The organism is Shimia sp. (assembly GCF_039969785.1).
Taxonomy (GTDB): domain Bacteria; phylum Pseudomonadota; class Alphaproteobacteria; order Rhodobacterales; family Rhodobacteraceae; genus Shimia.
In genome coordinates this window covers 130301-152824 of sequence record NZ_JBDVNC010000016.1, presented here as the reverse complement: position 1 = coordinate 152824, position 22524 = coordinate 130301, and the positions used below count along the sequence as shown (strand labels likewise).

General features: G+C 57.0%; 19 protein-coding genes. 8 read left to right on the top strand and 11 right to left on the bottom strand.

The features are described from left to right. Window positions 1-368: 368 nt before the first annotated feature. The 5 genes from ABJI08_RS07400 to ABJI08_RS07380 all read right to left on the bottom strand — a co-directional run bounded on the left by ABJI08_RS07400 (window position 369) and on the right by ABJI08_RS07380 (window position 4368). Window positions 369-584: a hypothetical protein gene (locus ABJI08_RS07400; RefSeq protein WP_348401179.1), complete on the bottom strand. Its 216-nt coding sequence runs from the start codon at window positions 582-584 to the stop codon at window positions 369-371. Between the two features lie 36 nt (window positions 585-620). Beyond that, a complete protein-coding gene (gene ettA, locus ABJI08_RS07395) occupies window positions 621-2276 on the bottom strand; it encodes an energy-dependent translational throttle protein EttA (RefSeq protein ID WP_348401178.1) in 1656 nt (551 codons plus the stop codon). Window positions 2277-2423: 147 nt separating this feature from the next. After that, complete coding sequence (locus ABJI08_RS07390) at window positions 2424-2954, bottom strand: DUF1775 domain-containing protein (protein ID WP_348401177.1); 531 nt, start codon at window positions 2952-2954, stop codon at window positions 2424-2426. A 54-nt stretch (window positions 2955-3008) separates the two neighbouring features. Next, entirely contained in the window at window positions 3009-3365 is a 357-nt protein-coding gene (locus tag ABJI08_RS07385; protein ID WP_348401176.1) for a hypothetical protein, read from the bottom strand. Between the two features lie 127 nt (window positions 3366-3492). After that, window positions 3493-4368 (bottom strand): helix-turn-helix domain-containing GNAT family N-acetyltransferase, encoded by an 876-nt coding sequence (locus ABJI08_RS07380; protein WP_348401175.1) that lies wholly within the window; start codon window positions 4366-4368, stop codon window positions 3493-3495. A 106-nt stretch (window positions 4369-4474) separates the two neighbouring features. Between ABJI08_RS07380 and ABJI08_RS07375 the strand changes: the two genes are divergently transcribed. After that, entirely contained in the window at window positions 4475-5074 is a 600-nt protein-coding gene (locus tag ABJI08_RS07375) for a nicotinate-nucleotide adenylyltransferase (protein WP_348401174.1), read from the top strand. Here ABJI08_RS07375 and ABJI08_RS07370 read toward each other — a convergent pair. Beyond that, complete coding sequence (locus ABJI08_RS07370) at window positions 5071-5910, bottom strand: DMT family transporter (protein ID WP_348401173.1); 840 nt, start codon at window positions 5908-5910, stop codon at window positions 5071-5073. The genes ABJI08_RS07375 and ABJI08_RS07370 overlap by 4 nt on opposite strands. Before the next feature lie 124 nt (window positions 5911-6034). Here ABJI08_RS07370 and dacB point away from each other — a divergent pair, with 124 nt between their 5' ends. Beyond that, on the top strand, window positions 6035-7486 hold the full coding sequence (dacB, locus tag ABJI08_RS07365; protein WP_348401172.1) for a D-alanyl-D-alanine carboxypeptidase/D-alanyl-D-alanine-endopeptidase: 1452 nt from the start codon (window positions 6035-6037) through the stop codon (window positions 7484-7486). Then, window positions 7476-8522 (top strand): hypothetical protein, encoded by a 1047-nt coding sequence (locus ABJI08_RS07360; protein ID WP_348401171.1) that lies wholly within the window; start codon window positions 7476-7478, stop codon window positions 8520-8522. Before dacB ends, ABJI08_RS07360 begins: the two co-directional genes overlap by 11 nt. Before the next feature lie 49 nt (window positions 8523-8571). Here the strand turns inward: ABJI08_RS07360 and ABJI08_RS07355 are convergent, their stop codons facing one another. After that, window positions 8572-8940: a tellurite resistance TerB family protein gene (locus tag ABJI08_RS07355; protein ID WP_348401320.1), complete on the bottom strand. Its 369-nt coding sequence runs from the start codon at window positions 8938-8940 to the stop codon at window positions 8572-8574. Window positions 8941-9125: 185 nt separating this feature from the next. On the opposite strand from ABJI08_RS07355, the gene ABJI08_RS07350 reads away from it, so the two are divergent. Together ABJI08_RS07350 and ABJI08_RS07345 are read left to right on the top strand one after the other, a co-directional pair. After that, window positions 9126-10700 (top strand): lysine--tRNA ligase, encoded by a 1575-nt coding sequence (locus ABJI08_RS07350; protein ID WP_348401170.1) that lies wholly within the window; start codon window positions 9126-9128, stop codon window positions 10698-10700. A 381-nt stretch (window positions 10701-11081) separates the two neighbouring features. Next, window positions 11082-13364, top strand: a complete 2283-nt coding sequence (locus ABJI08_RS07345) for a glycosyl hydrolase family 28-related protein (RefSeq protein WP_348401169.1) — start codon at window positions 11082-11084, stop codon at window positions 13362-13364. 60 nt (window positions 13365-13424) lie between these two features. On the opposite strand, the gene ABJI08_RS07340 is transcribed toward ABJI08_RS07345, so the two are convergent. After that, window positions 13425-14330, bottom strand: a complete 906-nt coding sequence (locus ABJI08_RS07340; protein WP_348401168.1) for a DMT family transporter — start codon at window positions 14328-14330, stop codon at window positions 13425-13427. A gap of 263 nt (window positions 14331-14593) precedes the next feature. On the opposite strand from ABJI08_RS07340, the gene ABJI08_RS07335 reads away from it, so the two are divergent. From ABJI08_RS07335 to ABJI08_RS07325, 3 genes are all read left to right on the top strand, one after another. Continuing rightward, window positions 14594-15778 carry an aspartate aminotransferase family protein gene (locus ABJI08_RS07335; protein ID WP_348401167.1) on the top strand — a complete coding sequence of 395 codons (1185 nt, stop codon included), beginning with the start codon at window positions 14594-14596 and terminating at the stop codon, window positions 15776-15778. Window positions 15779-15782: 4 nt separating this feature from the next. After that, window positions 15783-16709 (top strand): ornithine carbamoyltransferase, encoded by a 927-nt coding sequence (argF, locus tag ABJI08_RS07330; protein ID WP_348401166.1) that lies wholly within the window; start codon window positions 15783-15785, stop codon window positions 16707-16709. A gap of 153 nt (window positions 16710-16862) precedes the next feature. After that, window positions 16863-17894 (top strand): 2-dehydropantoate 2-reductase, encoded by a 1032-nt coding sequence (locus ABJI08_RS07325; protein ID WP_348401165.1) that lies wholly within the window; start codon window positions 16863-16865, stop codon window positions 17892-17894. A 16-nt stretch (window positions 17895-17910) separates the two neighbouring features. On the opposite strand, the gene ABJI08_RS07320 is transcribed toward ABJI08_RS07325, so the two are convergent. The 3 genes from ABJI08_RS07320 to hrpB form a co-directional block, all read right to left on the bottom strand. After that, window positions 17911-19392: an inorganic phosphate transporter gene (locus ABJI08_RS07320; RefSeq protein WP_348401164.1), complete on the bottom strand. Its 1482-nt coding sequence runs from the start codon at window positions 19390-19392 to the stop codon at window positions 17911-17913. A gap of 85 nt (window positions 19393-19477) precedes the next feature. Continuing rightward, the gene (locus tag ABJI08_RS07315; RefSeq protein WP_348401163.1) at window positions 19478-19936 is read right to left on the bottom strand and encodes an NUDIX hydrolase; all 459 of its coding nucleotides are present in this window, start codon (window positions 19934-19936) and stop codon (window positions 19478-19480) included. A gap of 112 nt (window positions 19937-20048) precedes the next feature. Then, complete coding sequence (gene hrpB, locus ABJI08_RS07310) at window positions 20049-22493, bottom strand: ATP-dependent helicase HrpB (RefSeq protein WP_348401162.1); 2445 nt, start codon at window positions 22491-22493, stop codon at window positions 20049-20051. Window positions 22494-22524 lie beyond the last annotated feature (31 nt).

Below are 22524 nucleotides of genomic sequence, written 5' to 3'. Positions count from 1 at the left end.
TTTCTACATCAATTGACTCTGCAACTGCGGAAACCCGTTGAAATCTAGCACCAATTGAGTTCGCCAAACCAAACGAAATTCTAACGTTGGGAAGCCGAAGTACGTTAGGATCGATTTGCAAGAATACCTGATCTGGATGTCGACCATCGTGTTTACATCGATAGGCCATGGCGTTGTTGGTGGTCAAACACAGACTAACGTCATTGTAAATTCCGTTAATTCTGTCGCTAATTTTGCTTTGCTCGTCTCCCCCAGAATGCTCTGGCTCGATACCTAGCTCTTCTTGTCTTTGTTTTGACAGAATTCCGTGCTTTCTGATGCATGGCAAATTTGTTGCGTCAGTGAAGTGATAGACAAACGGATTTCATTTACTTGCACGAATCAAACGCACCAAATTTTTTAGTTTCATCTGCCCCATTCCGATTGTTATTTAACAATATGAGAATAGGGAGATATTTTTGCAACCCCTGCGCGAATGTCACTGCGTAAAATTCTTGCGCTTCAACCGCCTTGGCATCAGGGGCACCGAGCCTTTTCGCCGGGGTGCGCACGCGTGTTTTCTTTGAAAACAAGCTTTCGCGCACGCCTTGAACCCAAACGGCAATCCCAACAAGCTCACCCTATCGGGTGAACTTTTTGTGCTTGAGGCGTTTGGGCTCGAGGGCATCCGCGCCCAGACGACGTTTTTTGTCTTCTTCGTAATCCTCGAAGTTGCCTTCGAACCATTCCGCGTGGGCTTCGCCTTCGAAGGCCAAGATATGCGTGCAGATACGGTCGAGGAAAAAGCGGTCGTGTGAGATGACCACGGCGCAGCCTGCGAAATCGACAAGCGCGTCTTCCAGTGCGCGCAGGGTTTCGACGTCCAGATCGTTGGTCGGTTCGTCGAGCAGGAGGACATTGCCGCCTTCTTTGAGCAAACGCGCCATGTGCACACGGTTGCGTTCACCGCCCGACAGCAGGTTCAGCGGTTTTTGCTGGTCGCCGCCTTTGAAGTTGAACGACGAGCAATAAGCGCGGCTGTTCACCTGAGCGTCGCCCAGTTCAATAATTTCGGACCCGCCAGAGATCGATTCCCACACGGTTTCTTTGTCATTCAGGTCATCGCGGGACTGGTCAACATAAGAGAGTTTGACCGTGTCGCCATATTCGACAGATCCCTCGTCAGGTTGTTCCTGACCTGTGAGCATGCGGAACAGTGTCGATTTACCCGCGCCGTTGGGGCCGATCACGCCGACAATGCCGCCCGGGGGCAGGCTGAACGACAGACCTTCGATCAGTTGCTTGTCGCCGTAGTGTTTGGCGAGGTTTTCCACCTCGATCACCTTGGATCCCAAACGAGGGCCATTCGGGATGACAATCTGGGCACGCGCCAGTTTCTCGCGCTCGGACTGGTTGGCCAGATCGTTATAGGCGTTGATCCGGGCCTTGGATTTGGCCTGACGCGCCTTGGCGCCCTGACGCATCCATTCCAGTTCGCGTTCCAGCGTTTTCTGTTTGGATTTATCTTCGCGGGCTTCCTGCTCCAGACGTTTGGCTTTTTGTTCCAGCCATGCGGAATAGTTGCCCTCGTAAGGGATGCCTTTGCCGCGGTCGAGTTCCAGAATCCATCCGGTGATGTCATCCAGGAAATAGCGGTCGTGGGTGACGATCAGGATTGTGCCTTTGTAGTCGATCAGGTGCTGTTGCAGCCACGCGATGGTTTCCGCGTCAAGGTGGTTGGTCGGCTCATCCAGCAGCAGCATTTCGGGCGCTTCGAGCAGCAGTTTGCATAGCGCGACCCGGCGTTTTTCACCACCCGACAGGTTGGCGATGTCAGCGTCATCGGGGGGGCAGCGCAGCGCCTCCATCGAGACGTCAATCTGGCTGTCGAGATCCCAGAGGTTTTCTGCGTCGATCTGATCCTGCAGCTCGGCCATTTCCTCGGCGGTTTCGTCCGAGTAGTTCATGGCGAGTTCGTTGTAGCGGTCGAGAATGGCCTTTTTAGGGGCCACGCCCAGCATCACGTTTTCACGCACGCTCAGGCTTTCGTCCAGCTGTGGTTCCTGTGGCAGATAGCCAACTTTGGCACCTTCGGCGCACCATGCTTCGCCGGTGAAATCCTTGTCCAGACCGGCCATGATTTTCATCAGGGTCGATTTACCCGCGCCGTTGACGCCGACCACACCGATTTTCACGCCGGGCAGGAATGAAAGGTGGATGTTCTCAAAGCACTTCTTGCCGCCGGGATAGGTCTTGGAGACACCCTGCATGTGATAGACGTACTGATAAGATGCCATTCTAGCCGACTCCGATGAAAAACTGGTTCAGGCGGGTCTAGCTAAGACAGAGCGAAAGGGCAATTGTCCAGATCATGTGGGGCGAGATTTTGCGTGTCTTGCTAGCAAATGCCGGGGGCAACCAAGGCTGCCCCCGAACGATTTGGATCAGTGGTTGTGTTTATGAGGCGTTGACAGCATCAAACCCGGCGCAGGTTTGTCGAGATCATGCGCGTTTTGCCCTTTGGCGGGGATTTCGACCCATGCGTTATCTTCGTTTGCACATTCTTGCACAGTTGGGAAAAACAGCATCTCGTCAGGGGTCAGCGAGCCATCCAGTTTGGCGCGGAAAACAAACTCGTCATAGTGCGCGTCTGCGAGTTCGCCGGTCCAGACCACTTCTTTGACGCCTTCTGAGACGTCGGTGCCGTGCAGGTCATAGGTGTGTTCATACGCGCCTGTGACGGTTTCCAGGCCCCAGCCGGGTTTTGGCATTGGCTTTACGGATACGACGCCTTCGGGAATTGTGACCCGGACTTTGAGCGTGGCTTCGCCGGAACAACCATGCCCAATGCGAAACACGGCCTTGTAGTATGAGCCGGTTTCGGCCTCTTGTTGTTCCAGTGTGGCGTGCGCAATTGCGGACGTTGCGAGGAGTGCGGCGCCGAAGGCTGCCGACAGAACTGATGTCAGTTTCATTTTTTCATTCCTATTTCACATAAAGAAGTGCCCGAATGGGGTCGGGCGCGGTCGTCATGTGAATACAGGCGGTGCGCGAGCTTTGTAGGCCAGTGGCCGCGATGCGTGATGCAGAGCAGTGCAGTAGGGGCAGGATTCCAGCCCGGAAACCGCCGGTGTCCAGTCGAGCAGGTCTGAGCTGGCAAGCAGAACGAGGTTTTCAACAAGTGTGCAGTTTGGGCAGGACGAGGAATTGCCACCGTTTTCGCCGTAGCCACAGATGTCATCGACCGTAAATCCGAAACTGGCCAGTTCGGACGGTACAACTGTGATAGGCGTGAGCGGGCGCGCAATATGCAACCCGGACAGGATCGCAAAGCAAAGCGCTGCGATCAGCGCTGGAAAGGCCTTGTGTCCGGTTTGAATATGCATGGTGTTCCGATGAACGACTCGATCAATGAGACCGCAATTACCGGTCAGCTGGCGAGAAACAAATGCATTCAGTTTTCGGAATTCTTATGTCTTTTCGGAGGGTTGTCGGGCGTGTCGTGTTTTGGTTTCACAAGTGCTTTTCAAAAAAGAAATCCGGGTAGGGGTCGTCGTTGAAGCGCTCAATTTCGTGCCAGCCGGTGGTTTCATAAAGGCGGATCGCCTCGGGCAGGGCGGAGTTGGTGTCGAGCCGCAAGGTGGTCATGCCCAGTGTGCGGGCGGTGTTTTCAACGCTGTCCATCAGGCGTTTGGCGAGGCCTAACCCGCGAGTGGCGGGGGATATCCAGAGGCGTTTGATTTCGCCGTACCCTTTGTCGGTGCCTTTCAGGCCAACGCAGCCCAGCGGCAACCCGTCGGACATCGCCAGAACAAAGCTGCCGCGCGGGGGGAACATGTCTGCGGCGTCGGGATCTGCCGAAAGGTTCACGTCAAAGCCTGTGTCCAGACGGCGGGCGAGTTCGGCGTAGTATTCTTCGAGACAATAGATCGCGTCGGGCGTGCGTGGATCGACTTGGGTCAGCTCGATCGTGTCTTGGGCAAGTGCGGATGCAATGAGGTCCATCGCGTCCAGCAGCGCTTTGGGTTTGGGGTGTTGTGACAAGAGCGACTGGGCGCGTTCATCAGACAGCGCGTCATAGGCGGCGAGTTCTGCGCGGCCAGCTTCGGTCAGGTGCGCGATGCGTCGTCGTCCATCATTGGGGTCGCGGTCCAGTGTGACGAGGGAGTCATCCTGAAGCGTTTTCAGAAACCGGCTGAGCAGGGTTTTGTCGAGGCCAAGATAGGTGCGCACGGTTTCCAGATCAGCATCCTTGCGCCCAATCGCATGCAGGACACGGGCCGGGCCAAGCGGGCGGCCGCGTCCGAGAAAGGACTGATCCAACGCGCCGGTTTCGCGGGTCACGGCACGGTTGAAACGGCGGATGCGGGTGATGGCATTGAGGGTCATGGTTTACTCTGGTCAACTATTTATAGTTTACTTAGGTCAATCATTTCGCCCGGTCAAGGAGGTTTGCTGTTGACACATTTGCCGCGTGAGGTGAGGTAATCAGCCGATGAGCTATGGACTTCCATATGTTGAGCGCGGTCAGGTGATTGGCCTGTTGGGCGGGTCGTTTGATCCCGCGCATGACGGGCACGTGCATATCACCCGAGAGGCGCTCAAGCGGTTTGGGCTTGATCGCGTGTGGTGGCTGGTGTCGCCCGGAAATCCGCTAAAGGCACGCGGGCCTGCGTCGTTGGATCGGCGGATGGCCGTGGCGCGTGATCTGATGCGCCATCCGCGGGTTCACATTTCGGATTTTGAGGCCCGGATTGGCACGCGCTATACGGCGCAAACGGTGGCCGCCCTTCAGGAAGCCTGTCCGCAGGCCCAGTTTGTGTGGTTGATGGGCGCGGATAATCTGGCGCAGTTTCATTTGTGGAAAGACTGGCAGGAAATCATGTTGCGTTTGCCTGTGGGTGTGCTGGCACGTCCCGGTGATCGGGTGGATGCCCGCACGGCCAAGGCAGCGCAGGTGTTTCGCGCAGCGCGCATTGCGTCGCGCAACAGTGCATCGCTTGGAACCATGCGGGCCCCGGCGTGGTGTTTTGTGAACATGCCGATGGTGGATGCCAGCTCAACCCGAATTCGCGCCAACGGTGGTTGGAGTTAATCGGAGGTGCGTCGGCTCAGGCTGGCGCTGATGATGCCCGCGCTCAGGATCAGGGCAAGCCCGGCCCATGTGTAGGCATCCGGCAGATCGTTGAACACGGCCCAGCCCAGAATAACCGCGCCGACCAGTTGGAAATACACAAACGGGGCCAGAGTGGCCGCTGGTGCGCGCGCATAGGCGAACAGCAACAGAAAATTGCCACCCATGGAAAATATCGCGCTTGTGACCGTCAGGCCCGCGATCGTTGGTGTCATGGGCGGGATCAGATGCCAGCAAAACGGTGTCATGACAATCAGACTGAGAAACAGTTGCGAAAACAACAGGCTGGTTGGGCGGGCCACAGGCGCCAGCCAGCGTGACGCGGTCAGGAATGATCCATAGAACAGGCCAGCAAGGACGGCATAGCCCATACCGGGGCCCATATTGGTGCCGGGGCGTACAACCAGCACGACGCCGAGAAAGCCCACGATCATCAAAGCAGTCCGAAGGGGTGTGACGCGTTCGCCCAACAGCAATACCGACAGGCCGTAGCTGACGATTGGGCCGATAAAGAACGCGGCAAAGACATCGGCGACAGGGGCCTGAGTCAGCGCGGTCTGAATAAACGAAATGCCAGCCGCCAGCAAAAGCGCCCGTACCCAGATGCGCCAGTCGCGCAAAATGCGCAGCGTATCCGGGCGAATGAAAGGGAGTGTGATCAGGCTGCCCAGTAAGAAACGGGACCAGGCGACAAACAACGGGCTGGCCCCATATTCGGAGGTTAGCAGTTTGCCAGCCGTGTCTCCGGCTGGGATCATCGACATGGCAATGAACATGAGGGCGGGGAGCTTCCACATGATTGCGCCATAACATGCTGAGAGGGCGCTCAAAAGTGTGTTCTTGCGCTTGTAAGCCTGCGGAGGACAGGGTTAGAGTCGGGCTATGTCAAAGTGCTTTTCCAGACGTGCTTTTTTAAGTGTATTGCTAAGCGGTGCCGCGCTTCCGGCGTGGGCGAACCCACCGGCGGTTTCGCTGCGCCCGGTTTTGCGCCCGGCGTCGGTTCCCAAATTGTCGGCGCCGGACGTGGGCAAGCTTATTCAGTCAGAAGGGTTGGGCGGCAAAGTCAGCTTTGCTGTGGCGGATGCAGGCACCGGCAGCCTGTTGGAAGGGCACAACGCGGATACGGGCCAGCCCCCGGCCAGCGTGACCAAAGCTTTGACGGCGCTTTATGCGCTGGAATATCTGGGACCGGCCCATCGGTTTAATACGAGCGTGGTGGCGACCGGCACGGTCGAGAATGGCGTTCTAAAGGGCGATCTTGTATTGCGCGGCGGCGGCGATCCGACGCTGGACACCAATGCGCTTGCCGAGTTGGCGCGCCAGCTTAAGGCGGCGGGTGTTCGTGAAGTGAAGGGCAGGTTTTCGGTATGGGGCGGGGCGTTGCCCAGGATTGACCGAATTGACAATTTGCAGCCCGAACCAGCGGGATACAATCCGTCGGTGTCCGGGCTGTCGCTGAACTATAACCGGGTGCATTTTGAGTGGAAACGTGGTGCCAAAGGCTATCAGATTTCCATGGATGCACGATCTAACAAGTATCGTCCCGAGGTCAGTGTTGCGCGCATGAAAATCGCCAATCGGAACCTGCCAGTGTACACGTATAAGCAGGCCAATGGGGTTGATCATTGGACTGTCGCAAAATCAGCTTTGGGTCAGGGCGGTGCGCGCTGGCTGCCGGTGCGCCAGCCAGAAATCTATGCCGGACAAGTTTTTCAAACGATGGCGCGCGCGCATGGCATCGTTTTGAAAACGCCGGTTTTACAGACATCCGCGCCGCGTGGCACGATCGTGGCCACCGTCAAAAGCGCGCCTTTGCGTGACATCCTTAAGGGCATGTTGAAGTACTCGACAAACCTGACCGCTGAGATGGTGGGCATGGCGGCAAGTCAGGCGCGCGGGGCGAATGTAACTTCGCTCAAAGCCTCTGCAGCCGCAATGAACGCGTGGGCGGGTGAGGCGCTGGGGATGCAACATGCGGCTTTGGTCGATCATTCAGGGCTGGGCGAGAGATCGCGCATGCGGGCGGATGAGCTGGTGCGCGTGCTGGGTGCAGCTGCCAGCCATCAGGGTTTGAAACCCATCCTGAAAGAGGTGCTGCTGCGTGGCAGAAATGGCAAGATTGACAAGGCGCATCCGCTGAAAGTGCGTGCCAAGACCGGGACGCTGCATTTCGTGAGTGGGCTGGCGGGGTATGTGACGGCGCAGGACGGCACAGAGCTGGCGTTTGCGATATTTGTTGCTGATACGGGCGCGCGTGATCGGTTGATCGGACCGGATCGCGAGCGACCCAAAGGTGCGCGAACATGGAATCGCAAGGCCAAAAACCTGCAACAAAAGCTGCTCGAGCGCTGGGGAATAGTTTATGGATCATAGTGGCACGGCGGGGCGTTTGGTCAGACAGGCCGGCGCGATGCTGAAGCTGTGGGTGGGTGTTGCCTTGCTTTGGGGAACTGCGGCGGCAATGCAATGGATCGGGACGCGCGAAAAGCCGGTGCCCGCGCTGGAGTCGCCCTCGGATACCGTGATCCTGTTCACCATGGACGGCATTCGCATGCTGGAATTGATGGACGGACCTGACCCGGAATTGACCGATCAGGTGGGGGGCGGCACGCTGATGCCATTCCTGATGCAGGAGGTTGTCCCCAAAGGTGGTTTTTTGGGGGTGCCGAAACTTGGCAGCCAGTTTGGGTTGGGCAATCCGATGGGATTGAGCATGCCCGGCTATCAATCGATTTTCAGTGGGCGGGTCACAGCCTGTTTCACAAATGAATGTCTGCCGCTCAAATTTGGAAATCTGATCCACAGCGTTTCTGACACGTTTGGTGCGGAAACCGTTGGGTTCTATTCAAGTTACGGCCAGCTGTGTGACACGGTGGCTTTGCCGGACGGATGTACCAGCGTTTGTATGCGGTGGAGCGATGAGAACGCCGCGTGGAAAGGCAAGCCACACGGCACCAGAGACGGCATGGTGTTTGACGCGGCTATGGCGCGGTTCCGCGAAGATCCGCCCAAACTGCTATATATCGGGTTGGAAGAGACAGATCTGGTTGGGCATCTGGACAAATACGAGTCCTATATGCGGTTGTTGCGAGAGTATGACGCCTATCTGCGCACCCTTGTGGATGAAGTCGATCGGCTGAATGCGCAAGGGCATCGCACGACGCTGATCGTGACCACGGATCATGCGCGCGGCAATGGCGACGAATGGGGTGAACATAGCTGGGATGTGGCAGGCACCGAGCACCTGTGGTTGATGGCCTATGGGCACGGTGTGACAGCGCAGGGGATGCTTTCAGGTGGGCCGAAACGGTCGTCATTGAATATCCGGCCGACAATACAGCATTTGTTGGGGCTGAAACCCGGATGGCAGCCGGTGCTGAGCGAGTTGCTTGAAAACAAGGCGCGCTAAAGGACATGCGTTCCGCCAGCGATGTCTGGCGAAACGTGGGAAGTCCGGGTCAGGTCATGTGGCGCGCGCGGGCGCCGCGTTCAATACCCGCCGCGTGCAGGCGATCAATGCTCAGCTCATAACGTATTTCTTCGAGCAGGCGCAGTTCTGGTTCTGCAAGTGAACCGTCAGCGGCGGCCACGTCGCACGCCAGCGCATAAGCGGTTTCAAACATGCGTTCAGGAAGATTGTCGCGCACCAAACCAAATAACGCGGCCAGACCGTCTTCTTGTTCAAACAGATCGAACACAACCTGGCTGACGGTTTTCATGCGATCAATGTCATATTCGGCAAAAATCGGCAGGTTGTTCACCGCCGACTGGATTTTGACCAGCTCTGCGGTGCGGATGTTTTCGTCGCTTGCAGAAACGGCGATCATCACGGCAACAAGACAATCCTGAGGCGTGAGAGGCGTGAAAGTGTTTTGGGGCACGAATGGTTTCCTCGTAAATACGGTGTTGCGGTGCAGAATATTGACTGCCACCGTCAGGGGCAATAGGAAGCGTCGGATTGCCTGTGCATTGGTGTGCAGGCAGCAAAATACCGCCTGAACCGGAGATGGACATGTCTGACCTGCGTGACGCAGCCCTCGTATCAAAAGCCTGGCCCTTTGAAGAAGCGCGCCGTCTGCTCAAACGGTACAAGGACAAGGCTCCGGAGAAGGGCTATGTTTTGTTTCAGACTGGTTACGGCCCGTCGGGTTTGCCCCATATCGGGACGTTTGGCGAAGTGGCCCGGACATCGATGGTGCGTCATGCGTTTGAGATGATCAGCGACATTCCAACCAGGCTGATCTGTTTTTCCGACGACATGGATGGATTTCGCAAAGTGCCGACCAACCTGCCCATGCAGGACGAGTTGAAACAAGATCTGAACCTGCCTTTGACGAAAGTGCGCGACCCATTTGGCACGCATGAAGGGTTTGCCCAGCATAACAATGCGCGCTTGTGTACGTTTTTGGACAGTTTCGGGTTTGAATACGAATTTGCGTCAGCCACAGATTATTACCAGCAGGGTAAGTTTGACGGCATGTTGCAAGTGGCGCTGGAGCGGTTCGACAAGATCATGGAGATCATGTTGCCCACGTTGGGTGCCGAGCGGCAGGAAACCTATTCGCCGTTTTTGCCAGTTTCGCCAAAGACAGGGCATGTTTTGCAGGTGCCGACCCTGGAGCGCAATGTCGACACGGGCACAATCGTTTATGAAGAGCCCGATGGAGAGCGCATCGAAGTGCCCGTGACCGGTGGTCATGTCAAAATGCAGTGGAAGCCGGACTGGGCGTTGCGCTGGGCTGCGTTGGGTGTGGATTATGAAATGTCAGGCAAAGACCTGATCGACTCGGTGACGCAATCGAGCAAGATTTGCCGTGCGTTGGGGCAGCGCCCGCCGGAAAGTCTGTCTTATGAGTTGTTCAACGACGAGCAGGGGCAGAAGATTTCCAAGTCGAAAGGCAATGGTCTGTCGATGGAAGAGTGGCTGACCTATGCGGCCCCGGCATCGCTTCAGTATTTTATGTATCTGAAACCCAAGACCGCCAAGCGGTTGTATTTCGATGTAATCCCAAAAGCGGTGGACGAATATCATCAGCAGTTGCGCGCGTATCCGGGTCAGGAGCTGAAGGCACAGTTGAACAATCCTGTGTATCATATTCACGGTGGCAACGTGCCCGAGAGCAATATGGTTGTTCCGTTCGCGATGTTGCTGAACCTTGCGTCGGTGGCGGGTGCAGAGGAAAAAGACCAGCTTTGGGGCTTTATCCAGCGCTATGCGCCAGAGGCGGGCGCAGACAGCCATCCTGATCTTGACGCGGCGGCCGGATTTGCGGTGCGGTATTACAATGATTTTGTGAAGCCTGCCAAAGTGTACCGCGCGGCAAGTGATCAGGAGCGCGCGGCGTTGGAAGAGTTGCGGGACAAGCTGCGTGACTGGGATGGTGGTCTGGACGCAGAAGAGCTGCAGTCGCTGGTGTTCTCGGTGGGACGTGAGCGGTTTGATCCGATGCGCGACTGGTTCAAGGCGCTGTATGAAGTGTTGTTGGGGGCGTCGCAGGGACCTCGGTTCGGCGGGTTCATTGCCCTTTACGGTGTGGATGAGACCATTGCGCTGATCGATAAAGGTCTGGCTGGCGAACTTCTTTGAACGCTGCTCAACGGAGCGCGCCAGAGGCGCGCGCTTGATAAGCTTTGTCCTGCCTTTGGCGGGTCAAAGCGAATGGCATTGTATTTCGACTGGTCCGCAATAACCTTGGTCGCTGGACAGGCACAGGATGTACCACGCCTGGATTTTTTCGCGGAAAGTCCCCCAATTTCTGGCAGACGAAACGCAACGCTCAAGGCATTGACGGATAACGGCTAAGTTTGGTTTCTGCTGTGAATTGGCAAGAGCACCGTCACGGTGTTCAAAGGCCACGCTAACCTGAGCTCTGATATTCCCTCGCTGCGCCGGCATGTGTGCCGGGCTTTGATACAAGCAGCGCAGTGACGACACTGAACATGTGTTTCGAGTGCGGAAAGGGATTTGATGAACAAGGCGATTACGGATGGGGTGCTGTTTATGCCACCCCGCTTTGAAAATGGTCTGGATGTCTGGTCGAGCGGCAATGGCACGCCCGGATCGGACACCTATGAGAACAATGCAAATGCCGCATTTGTACCGGCGGATCAGGATTTTGGCGGGTGTCTGGAAATTCTGAAAACCAGCAGCACACAAAAGCTGCGTTATATGGGTGAAACACCGATTTTGCCGGGATGCTATTTGCGTGTGACCGCGCAGGTAAAGGCAATCAGCGGAAACCTGCCATCGGTGCGTATCGCCGCCTGGGCAGGGGATGGCAGCAACGATCATGTGTCCGGATTAACAGAAATTGGCCAGAGTGATGCCCTGTCCAGCTATGGCGAGATTGTCGAAGTGTCGGCAATCATCGGCACCGGCGCGCGTGGAGGCGTGGACATGGTCTGGGGCGACCAGCCGGTTTACGGGCATTTTGGATTGGACCTGACCGGTTCCAACGGTGGTGTGGTGCGGATCGACGACATTGTCATTGAAGACATCACGAGCGCGTATTTGCGCGACATGATGAGCCAGGTTGATGTGAAAGACTTTGGTGCGATTGGCGATGGGACGACGGATGACAGCGCGGCGTTTGAAGCTGCGGATGCGGCCGCAAACGGGCGACGGGTTCTGGTGTCAGAAGGTAACTTCTTTCTGGGCAGCAGCGTGACGTTTGACAATCCGGTGGATTTTGAAGGCACTGTCACAATGGGCACGGCCAGCATTTTTTCGCTGACAAAGAATTTTGACCTGCCCAGTTATATTGAGGCTTTCGGCAATGAAGAGCTGGCGTTTAAGAAGGCGTTTCAGTCATTGCTGAACAACTCGGATCACGAAAGTCTTGATCTTGGTGGGCGCAGAATCACGATTTCAGAACCGATAGACATGCAGGCCATTGTGCCCAACAGAACTGAATATGCGCAGCGGCGACACATCGCCAATGGTCAGTTTTATGTGACGGGTGACAGCGCATGGGACCCGGATGTTGTGACCAGTCAGGCGTCGTACAGTTCTGATGACGGTCGGGTTTTGAGCAATGTGACCAATGTTGCCAATATCCAGATTGGCTCGCTGGTGACCGGTAACGGCGTCGGACGTGAAATCTATGTGCGGGCTAAGAACGTTTCCACTCAGGAAGTCACGCTCACGCAGCCGCTTTATGACGCGGAAGGAACGCAGAATTACACGTTCACACGATTTAAGTATCTATTGGATTTCAGTGGGTTCTCCAAGCTGACGTCGATGTCTATTTCTGACGTGGAATTCCTGTGCAACGAATTGTCCAGCGGTATCCTGTTGTCACCCAGCGGCGTGATTTTTCATTTGCGCGATTGCTTTATCACGCGGCCGCGCGATCGTGGGATTACATCGCCCGGCGAAGGCTGTCAGGGCATGCTGATTGACCGCTGTCAGTTTTTGACACGTGAAGGTGGCACGCGCGCTCAGGATCGTGTCACAGTTGCAATCAATACCAACGCCAATGACGTGAAACTGCGTAACAACCGTGCCAGCCAATTCCGCCATTTTGCGGTTATTGGCGGGGCCAACTCGACCATCACAGGCAATCATTTCTTTCAGGGGGATGCAGAGTCTGACGGGGTGCGCACCGCCGGAATTCTGTTGGCCCAAGGCTATACATCGACAACAATTGACGGCAATTATGTCGACAATTGCTCGATTGAGTGGAGTAACGAATACACAAACAGCCCGGACTTTACCGGCGGGTTTTCGTTTGGCGCGCTGTCAGTGACTGACAATGTGTTCTTGTCTGGCGATGTTGCACCATGGTTCGCCTATGTTGTGATCAAACCTTATGGCACGGGCAATTATATCACCGGCCTGAATATGACCGGGAACAAGTTCCGTTCAATCAATGGTTCGATTGATCGTGTGGACCGTGTGGACACCAGTTTTTCCGATCTGGATATGTCCAAGGGTAAGAACATTCATGTGTCAGGGAACACGTTCCACAATATCGGCACGTCGATCTTTAACCCTTTGAAGATCGACCACGATCAGAACACTGTCAGCGCGGATTGGGTCATTGATACGGAAGGCAAGCTGCCGTTTGGTGGACGTTGTCGCGGTGTGGACTCAGTTGTGGCCACGTCGAAGCTGAAGAACAGCAATAATGTCACTGTCTACGCGACACCCTATGTCGATCTGGAAGATGGATCAGATGGGGATCAGGTGCGACTGAACTGGGAAACAGCCCTGAGCGGCGATGTTAGCGTGGTCGTGCGGGTCGACTAAAACCGGCTTTGACGGCAGACACAGAAGGGGTGACGCCTATGGCGTTGCCCCAGATGGGATTCAAAGACGTTGGCGTCTGCGTGGGTGGGCCTCTCGCCAGACCAGAATTGCCGCCGCCAGAAGGATGAGCCCGGCGCCGATCCATGAAATCACATCCGGAAAGACCGCGAAAACCAGTGCGTCATAAAATGCCGCAAACGCCAGGGCCATGTAGAAAAACGGTGAGACAAAGCTGGCATCCGCGCGCGCCATGGCATTTACAAAACAAGCCTGTGCGGCGGCCATTAGAAATCCGATTGCGGCCAAAGCGGCCCATTGTAGGGCGGTGGGGGGGTGCCAGACGAACAACACGGCAACGGTCGCAATGGTCAGGCCAATGGCGTTGTTGGCCAGCAAAATCTGAAAAGGGCGTTCCCGACCAGACAACAATTTGATGAATATCAGCTCGCTGCCCATGCAGAGCGCCGCACCCAACGCCAATAGCGCGCCAAATTCAAGAGCGCCAGCGCCCGGCCGCACCAGAACCATTGCGCCACTAAAGGCTATGACGGCCGACCCCCAGCGCCACCGGCCGATGCGCTCTCCCAGAAATGGGATTGCCAGCAGCATGCCGACCACAGGGTTCAGAAAGCTGATCGCAGTGGCGTCTGACAGGGGAATGTAAGCGGCGGCTGCGAACATCAGCGTGACGCCGCCCCATCCCAGCGTTGAGCGCCCGATGTGTAGACCCCAGTTCGGCTTTGCGATCTTGGGGCGCATGAACGCCGCTACGGATGAGATGGCGAGCAATGCAAAGAGAAACCTGCCATGACTGATCTGGAGCGGATGCAACGCAGGGCCAAGCGCGCCGGTTCCCAAAGCTTTGGCGAGCAAGGTTGTGCCCGCAGCAAAGGCAGACGCGGCCAGCGTGAGAAACGCGGCCAATGCCGGATTTGATTGGGTTTCAGGAGTTTGCAGGCGCGTCATTTGCGCATCTATGAGCCGCCTGTGGATGCAGAGCAAGAGCGTTCGAGACAATTTCGCTTTCTTTCGGAGCAAGATAGGGCTATGTCCCGCGTTATGAACACACACGCACATATCCTGTTTTTGCGACGCCGACGCCACAACGCGTAACCGGCCCCGTTTGTTCTATGCGCCACACATTGGCGCGCTCTTAACCTAAATCGTTGACCTTATCGCCCTAAGTGTTGCAGTCACTGGGGTTCAGATATTTTAGAAGGATGATCCTGATGATCCCCTCCGTACTACCGACCTATTCGCGCGCACCGCTGACCTTTGTCAAAGGCGAAGGCAGCTGGATGATCGAAGCGGATGGCCGACGTTTTCTGGACCTCGGGGCCGGGATCGCAGTGAATGTGCTTGGCCATGCCAATCCTGTTTTGGTCGATGCTCTGACCACGCAGGCCGGGAAACTGTGGCATGTGTCAAACCTCTATAACATCGAACAACAGCAGGGTTTGGCTGACAAGCTGGTCGCGGCGACCTTTGCTGACACTGCTTTTTTCACGAATTCAGGCACCGAAGCCTGTGAGCTGGCTGTAAAGATGGTGCGCAAATACTGGTACGAAAAGGAACAGCCAGAGCGCACAGAAATCATCGCATTTGAAGGCGCATTTCATGGGCGCAGCTCGGCCGGGATTGCCGCCGCCGGCAGTGAGAAAATGACCAAAGGGTTTGGTCCGCTTTTGCCCGGCTTTGCGCAAGTGCCCTGGGGGGATCTGGACGCTGTCTCGGCCAGTATCACCGATCAAACGGCAGCCGTTATTGTAGAGCCGGTTCAGGGCGAGGGCGGCATTCGCCCGATGGAAGACGCCACGCTGAAAGATTTGCGCACGATTTGTGATGACGCGGGCATTCTGTTGATTCTGGATGAGGTCCAATGTGGCATGGGGCGGACCGGACGTTTGTTTGCCCATGAATGGGCGGGCATCGCGCCGGATGTGATGATGGTGGCCAAGGGCATTGGCGGAGGGTTTCCGCTGGGCGCCGTACTGGCAAACGAAAAGGCCGCCAGCGGAATGATCGCAGGCACACATGGGTCGACCTATGGTGGCAACCCGTTGGCCTGTGCCGTGGGCTGCGCAGTCGTTGATACGGTTGCCGATCCGGCCTTTCTGGAAGAGGTGAACCGCAAGGCCGGGTTGTTGCGCCAAAAGCTGGAAGGCTTGGTGGCCGCGTATCCTGACGTGTTTGAAACGGTGCGCGGGGCTGGTTTGATGCTGGGCCTGAAATGCAAACCTGCCTGCACAGATGTGGTATCAGCTGGCTATGATAACGAAGTGATTACGGTTCCGGCGGCGGACAATGTCGTGCGGTTGTTGCCCCCTCTGAACATAGAAGACGACGACATAAGCGAAGCGGTAAAGCGTCTGGAAGCGGCTGCCGCACAAGTTGCCGCCGCGGCAAAGGAATAAAGACATGACTCATTTTCTGGATATCAACAAAACCAGCGTTGACGATTTGCGCGGCATGATTGATGCCGCCAAGGCGATGAAGACAGCCCGCAACGGGCGCCCCAAGGGCGCGCTGGACGACGACCAGCCGCTTAAGGATCACATGGTTGCACTGATCTTTGAAAAGCCGTCAACCCGGACACGTGTCAGCTTTGACGTTGGTGTGCGCCAAATGGGCGGGCAGACGATGGTGTTGTCGGGCAGCGAAATGCAGCTGGGTCATGGGGAAACCGTGGCGGACACCGCGCGTGTGCTGAGCCGTTATGTTGATTTGATCATGATCCGCACGTTTGAAGAGGCCACATTGCTGGAGATGGCAGAACATGCCAGCGTTCCTGTGATCAATGGTCTGACTAACCGGACGCACCCATGTCAGATTATGGCGGACATTTTGACGTTTGAGGAACATGCTGGCCCGATCGCAGGCAAAAAGGTTGTCTGGTGCGGCGATGGCAACAACGTGTTTGCCAGCTTTGCCCATGCTGCCGGGAAATTCGGGTTTGATCTGACCTTCTCGGGGCCGGAACCATTGGACCCTGAGATGGGGTTTGTCGAAGAGGCCCGCGCGTGTGGTGTCAAAGTCGAGATCGAACGCGACCCGGCCAAGGCCGTTCAGGGGGCTGATCTTGTTGTGACCGACACGTGGGTCAGCATGCATGATGTGCCTTCTGCCCGGGAACGCCGCCACAATCAGTTGCGCCCCTATCAGGTGAATAAAGAGTTGATGAGCCATGCTAGCGATGATGCGCTTTTCATGCATTGTTTGCCTGCGCATCGAAATGAAGAAGCCACGAATTTTGTGATGGATGGCCCCAATTCGGTGATCTTTGACGAGGCCGAAAACCGTCTGCATGCGCAAAAAGCGATCATGCGCTGGAGTTTGGGGAAGTAACCCGCTCAGAAGTTTTGATTTTCAGAGGCGCTGCACGAAAGTGTGGCGCCTTTTTCATATTTCGCGCTAGAGTTGATTTGCCAAAGATTTGCCTCAAATGGTGCCTAGAGCAGATGTGGATTGGGGAATCGAGTTGAATACAAAGAGGTACGGATGGCCAGCGGCGCGGAAAAGCACAGAGCAAGCCCAGGGATTGTCGTTGCCGGTGCAGGCAGTGTCGGGTGTTTTGTAGGCGGTATGCTGGCCCGGGGCGTACACAACGTCACGTTGCTATTGCGCCCCTACATGAGCGAAGAAATTTCGCGTCAGGGGCTGACCCTGAGCGATTTTGGAGAGCTGGACGAAGAATTGTCGCCTGACATGTTCAGCCTTGCGACTGATCCTGTCTGCCTGGCTGAGGCGGATATTATTCTTGTCACGGTCAAAAGCGGGGCGACATCAGAGATTGCCAAACAGATTGCCAGACACGCGTCAAAATCGGCGATAATTGTCAGCTTACAAAACGGTGTGCAAAACGCCGGTATTCTGCGCGAGGCGCTGCCGGGGCGGGATGTGCGTGCAGGCATTGTTGTCTTTAACGTGATTGGCATGGGCGGCGGGCATTTCCATCGCGGGACCAGCGGTGACATTCTGATCGAGAAGGGGCCGGGACATCTGGCGCGTACCTTGTCTGTTGGCGGGCTGCAGTTTCACGAGCGTAAACGGATGCCTCAGCTGCAGTGGGGCAAATTGCTGATCAACCTGACAAACGGTCTGAATGCACTGTCTGGATTGCCAATCAAGAAACAAATCGGGGATATGCGGTGGCGTCGGTTGATGGCGGACCAGATGTCAGAGGCGTTGAAGGTTCTGGATGCGGCTGGCATTGAAACTGCCAATCCGGTGCCCGGACCGCTCGCGATGCGTCATGTTCCGGTTGTTCTGCGCCTGCCAACGGCTGTTTTCCGGGTGGTGGCGCGGGCGATGTTGTCCATCGATCCAAATGCGCGCAGTTCGATGTGGTTTGACCTTGAGAAAGGGCGCGACACGGAAATCGGGGAACTGCAGGGGCAGATAGTAAAAATGGCCCATGAGCATGGCATCCCGGTCCCGATCAACGAACGGGTTGCCGAATTGGTTCGGCAATACCAGGCGGTGGGGACAGGGTCCCCAAAACTGTCGTTGAAAGAGGTGCGCGGCCTTTAAACGGCGGAACGCGACCTTACGAAATCAGGCTGTTAAGCAGCACAAAAATAATCGCCGACATGAGCGCGGCGGCAGGCACCGTAATCACCCAGGCGGCGACAATTGTCATAAAGTGTGACCGGCGGACCAGCTTGCGACGGCGGCGTTCTTCGGGGGCGATACGTTTTGTGTTCGGGCGGGTGGCCGCAGATTTGCGTAACCGCCGCTCGTGATGCCATTCGCGGAAAAAGCCAACGCCAAATACGCCGCCAACGGCGATATGGGTCGAGGATACCGGCAGGCCCAGCCAGGAGGCGACAATGACCGTGATCGCCGCCGACAAGGCCACGCAATAGGCGCGCATCGGGTTCAGTTTGGTGATCTGTTCACCGACCATGCGGATCAGTTTTGGACCAAACAGGAACAGCCCAAAGGAAATCCCCAACGCGCCAATCACCATGACCCATGTCGGGATGGCAACCTTGGCGGCAAAATCTCCAAATTCAGACGCGTGCACAATCGCCGCCAGTGGCCCAACGGCATTGGCCACGTCATTGGCGCCATGCGCAAAAGACAGCAACGCGGCAGAGAAAACCAACGGCATGCCGAACAGAACTTTGAGCGACTTGTTGCGGTTTTCCAACCCTTCGGATTGTTTGCGGATCAGCGGCGCGGTGATCACATAGGTGAGGGCACCAGCGATAAGCCCGATCAACAGCGCCGTTGGCAGGTCGATTTTCACAATCCGCTTAAGACCTTTCAGGGCGAGATAGGAGGCGAAGGCAGCCGCCATGATCCCAACCAGAACCGGCACCCAGCGGCGCGCGGCGGCAATCTTGTCTTCCTGATAGATGATCTTGGCCTTGATAAAGGCCAGAAAGCCGGCGGCGACTATGCCTCCGAGCAGTGGCGAAATTACCCAACTGGCGGCGATTGTGCCCATGGTCGGCCAGCTGACGGCCCCAAACCCGGCCGCAGCGATCCCGGCGCCCATGACCCCACCCACAACAGAATGGGTGGTCGAAACGGGTGCGCCAACAAACGTGGCCAGGTTGACCCAGAGCGCCGAAGAGATCAGCGCTGCCATCATTGCCCACATAAATACACGGGGGTCAGAAAACCCGGCTGGATCAATAATGCCTTTGGAAATGGTTGAAACCACGTCGCCGCCCGCCAGCAAAGCTCCGGCGCTTTCACATAGTGCGGCGATCACAATGGCCCCGCCCATGGTCAGAGCATTGGCGCCAACCGCCGGGCCCATGTTGTTGGCCACGTCATTGGCGCCGATATTGATCGCCATATAGGCGCCAAAACCAGCCGCCGCGACGACAACAAGATTTGAGGGGAAGGCTCCGAAGAAGAGAGACGCGACAAGTGTTGCCAGCACAATAAACGCCAACGCGATACCCAGCCCGACAAGCGGGCGCGATACGTAGTTGGTCGCATATTCGATATGGGAGATGCGATTAAGGTCTTTGTCTAGCGTGGACCAGTTCTTGTCGCGTCCGGAATTAGCCATTCTATCCCCCAAGCTTTTCGAGCGGGGGGCTATCCGGGAATCACGTAGAAATCAATGCAGTTGCTGAGCAGGCTAAACTAAGCTGTCATATTTGTCGCAGAAGTTGCTGCAAACCGGGCTCTTCGACCATGTCAGCGGCGGCTGTCGGGGACACCCATTTGCGATTGCGTTCTTCCATTTCGGGAAACACATCGACCAGCTTGTCGACTTCTGTGGCGTACACCTGAACTTCGACTTTCACTTCGGCACCGCCGTCCAGCCGTTTGTCATAGTCATAAGTGCCCAGAATTTCCGGATCGATGGTGGCTTTTTTGACACCCGCCTCTTCCCACGCTTCCTGAAGGGCGCTGCCCGGTGCGTCCAGACCGTCGATTGGCCAGCCTTTTGGCAAAACCCAACGTCGCGAGTCACGTGACGTGATCAGCAATATTTTTCGGGTTGCGCCGTCGCCACGAAAACAAAGGGCTGCGACCTGCAACCGTTTTGGGCGACGCAACAAGGGTACCACCACGCTCGAAAGCGCATTTTTGAGGGCGTCAGTCATGAGATTATTTTCTGCTCGCGTATTTTTGTCTGTGCATTGTATATACGTTTTGCGCGCGCAATGCAAGGGCGTGTTTGAAAATGAGTGTTTCGTGTGTGTAAACGCCCGTTTTTCAGGGCGACCTGCGTTTGGTCCGGGTTGTCGGCGCTGCGTCTGTGGGGTCGTCAGGCCAGGGGTGTTTGGGGTAACGGCCCCGCATGTCTTTTCGTACGTCTTCATAGGAGCTTGCCCAGAAGCCCGGCAAGTCCATTGTGGTCTGAACCGGCCGTTTCGCGGGCGACAACAGGGTGACACGCAGCGGGGTATTGCCAATGGTTGGATGCGTGGTCTGGCCGAATAGTTCCTGCAAGCGTAGCTCAATTGCCGGGTTTTCACCGGAGTAATCAATTGGCACCTTGCGCCCCAGCGGGGTGGTGAAACTGGCGGGGGCTTCGCGGTCCAGAACCTGCATTTGCGACCAGTCCAGCCGCGCGCGCAAAGCGTCCAGCAGATCGAATTTTTTCCAATGCTCCGCAGACTTAACGCCGGATATATGTGGCAACAGCCAATCTTCCAGCGTGCCCAACAGCGCCTCTGAGCCAAAGTCAGGAAGGCTGTGCCCGGCCTGTCGCAGCAGGGCAACGCGGGCGATGAAGCGGTTGGCGGCGGCAGAGAATACCAACCCCAGATCGCGCACGCCGTCCAGCATGGCCACTGCGACATCATCGGCGGGCGCGTCTTTCCAAATGCGGTCGTCCAGAGTGATAGCGCCCAACAATTCCTGTTTGCGGGCCACAACGCGCCGCTCTCGTTTCGACCACGCGCAGATCTCGCTCCATGTGATCTGATCACCAAACAGGCCGCGCAGTTCCGGTTCGGTGATTTGGATAGCCTGTCGAATTCGGGCTTCACGCGGATTGCCATCCGTGTCGGTGACAACGATCAGCCGGGCGCTGGCCATTGGGTCCGTGTCGTCCATGATCGCGCCTTTGCCACCGGACTGGATAAACCTCGGCGCGTCGCCTTTGCGGTGCAGGCCGATACGATCTGGATAGGCCAAAGCCGCCATTTCTGCGGGGCTGAGCATGTTGTTTTTTGTTGACTTTACAACGGTTCGCAGGCGTTTTGCCTCGTCGCGAATGCTGTTCAATGCCGCGCGATTGACCTGCCAGGGGCGCCGGTCTGTGAAACGTTTGAGATCATTTACAGCCTCAAGTCGCAGCGCCAGATCGATAGGCGCCCCGCGCGTCAGCGGATCGCGGGCCGCCAGCAAGGCAGCCATCGGCGCGGCCTGTGGCCCAGCCATTGTCAGCATATGCGCCAGCCGGGGGTGCAGCGGAATACGGGCAAGGTTCCGGCCGTGATCAGTCAGGCGATTTTGGCTGTCGAGCGCCCGTAGCATGCGCAGCACGGATTGCGCCTCGGCAAAGGTGCCGGAATTGGGGGGCGACAGAAACGCAAGTTCCTGGGGCTTTGCGCCCCAAAGCGCGAGTTCCAACGCCAGTCCTGTCAAATCGGCGGAGTCGATTTCGGCAGGGGGATAGGGCAGCAGCGCGCCTTCTTCGCCTTTGGTCCACAAACGATAACACGTGCCTGCGGCCACACGTCCGGCGCGCCCCTGTCGCTGGGTGGCTTCGGCACGGGTGACGCGTTCGGTCACAAGCCGGGACATGCCCGAGCCGGGATCAAAGCGCGCGCGCCGGGAACGTCCTGCATCCACCACCACGCGGATGTCCTGAATGGTCAGCGACGTCTCTGCGATGGAGGTGGCCAACACAATTTTGCGGCCTTGCTTGGCGGGCCGGATGGCGGCTTGTTGGTCCTTGAAGGGCATGGCGCCGAACAGCGGGTATATCTGACACTCGGCTGGCAGGTTTAGCAGCGAATGGGTGCGGCGGATTTCGCCTTCGCCGGGCAGGAAAACCAGAACACCGCCTTCGGTTTCCGAGACTGCGTGAGTGATCAGTTGTGCGGTGGCCGTTTCCAGCCGGTCATTCTTGTGCAGCGGCGCGTCGCGCCAGCGGGTTTCAACCGGGAAAGCCTGTCCGCGCGAGGTGATAACAGGCACCTCGCCCATCAGCGCCGCCACCGGTTCTGCGTCAAGAGTGGCGGACATGGCGAGCAGCACCAGGTCGTCGCGCAAAGCGTCCGCGATTTCCAGACACAGCGCGAGCCCGAGATCGGCGTTCAGAGAGCGTTCGTGAAATTCGTCAAAAATGACCGCGCCGATGCCGGACAATTCAGCGTCAGACTGGATCATGCGGGTCAGAATGCCTTCAGTCACAACCTCGATCCGGGTGGTTTTGGACACACGGCTTTCGCCGCGCACCCGGTAGCCAACCGTTTCACCGGGGCGTTCGCCCAGCGTTTCGGCCATGCGTTCTGCCGCTGCGCGCGCCGCCAGCCGTCGCGGTTCCAGCATGAGAATTTTGCCGCGTGTGACACCGGCCTTAAGCATGGCAAGCGGCACAATGGTGGTTTTCCCGGCGCCCGGCGGGGCCTGCAAAACCGCACGGCCGCGCGTTCTCAGGGCGTCCAGCAGGGGATCAAGCGCATCATGTATCGGCAGCGGTGTCATAGGGCCTTTATCTGGCAACGCCGCTTTGAGG

What these genes read in the sequence shown, in the direction of transcription:
- hrpB (WP_348401162.1), bottom strand. Translation starts at nt 22,493, where the DNA reads ATGACACCGCTGCCGATACATGATGCGCTTGATCCCCTGCTGGACGCC.
- ABJI08_RS07380 (WP_348401175.1), bottom strand. Translation starts at nt 4,368, where the DNA reads ATGACCCTCAATGCCATCACCCGCATCCGCCGTTTCAACCGTGCCGTG.
- ABJI08_RS07355 (WP_348401320.1), bottom strand. Translation starts at nt 8,940, where the DNA reads ATGATCGCCGTTTCTGCAAGCGACGAAAACATCCGCACCGCAGAGCTG.
- ABJI08_RS07350 (WP_348401170.1), top strand. Translation starts at nt 9,126, where the DNA reads ATGTCTGACCTGCGTGACGCAGCCCTCGTATCAAAAGCCTGGCCCTTT.
- ABJI08_RS07325 (WP_348401165.1), top strand. Translation starts at nt 16,863, where the DNA reads ATGGCCAGCGGCGCGGAAAAGCACAGAGCAAGCCCAGGGATTGTCGTT.
- ABJI08_RS07340 (WP_348401168.1), bottom strand. Translation starts at nt 14,330, where the DNA reads ATGACGCGCCTGCAAACTCCTGAAACCCAATCAAATCCGGCATTGGCC.
- ettA (WP_348401178.1), bottom strand. Translation starts at nt 2,276, where the DNA reads ATGGCATCTTATCAGTACGTCTATCACATGCAGGGTGTCTCCAAGACC.
- ABJI08_RS07335 (WP_348401167.1), top strand. Translation starts at nt 14,594, where the DNA reads ATGATCCCCTCCGTACTACCGACCTATTCGCGCGCACCGCTGACCTTT.
- ABJI08_RS07375 (WP_348401174.1), top strand. Translation starts at nt 4,475, where the DNA reads ATGAGCTATGGACTTCCATATGTTGAGCGCGGTCAGGTGATTGGCCTG.
- ABJI08_RS07390 (WP_348401177.1), bottom strand. Translation starts at nt 2,954, where the DNA reads ATGAAACTGACATCAGTTCTGTCGGCAGCCTTCGGCGCCGCACTCCTC.
- ABJI08_RS07360 (WP_348401171.1), top strand. Translation starts at nt 7,476, where the DNA reads ATGGATCATAGTGGCACGGCGGGGCGTTTGGTCAGACAGGCCGGCGCG.
- ABJI08_RS07385 (WP_348401176.1), bottom strand. Translation starts at nt 3,365, where the DNA reads ATGCATATTCAAACCGGACACAAGGCCTTTCCAGCGCTGATCGCAGCG.
- argF (WP_348401166.1), top strand. Translation starts at nt 15,783, where the DNA reads ATGACTCATTTTCTGGATATCAACAAAACCAGCGTTGACGATTTGCGC.
- ABJI08_RS07315 (WP_348401163.1), bottom strand. Translation starts at nt 19,936, where the DNA reads ATGACTGACGCCCTCAAAAATGCGCTTTCGAGCGTGGTGGTACCCTTG.
- ABJI08_RS07370 (WP_348401173.1), bottom strand. Translation starts at nt 5,910, where the DNA reads ATGTGGAAGCTCCCCGCCCTCATGTTCATTGCCATGTCGATGATCCCA.
- ABJI08_RS07345 (WP_348401169.1), top strand. Translation starts at nt 11,082, where the DNA reads ATGAACAAGGCGATTACGGATGGGGTGCTGTTTATGCCACCCCGCTTT.
- ABJI08_RS07320 (WP_348401164.1), bottom strand. Translation starts at nt 19,392, where the DNA reads ATGGCTAATTCCGGACGCGACAAGAACTGGTCCACGCTAGACAAAGAC.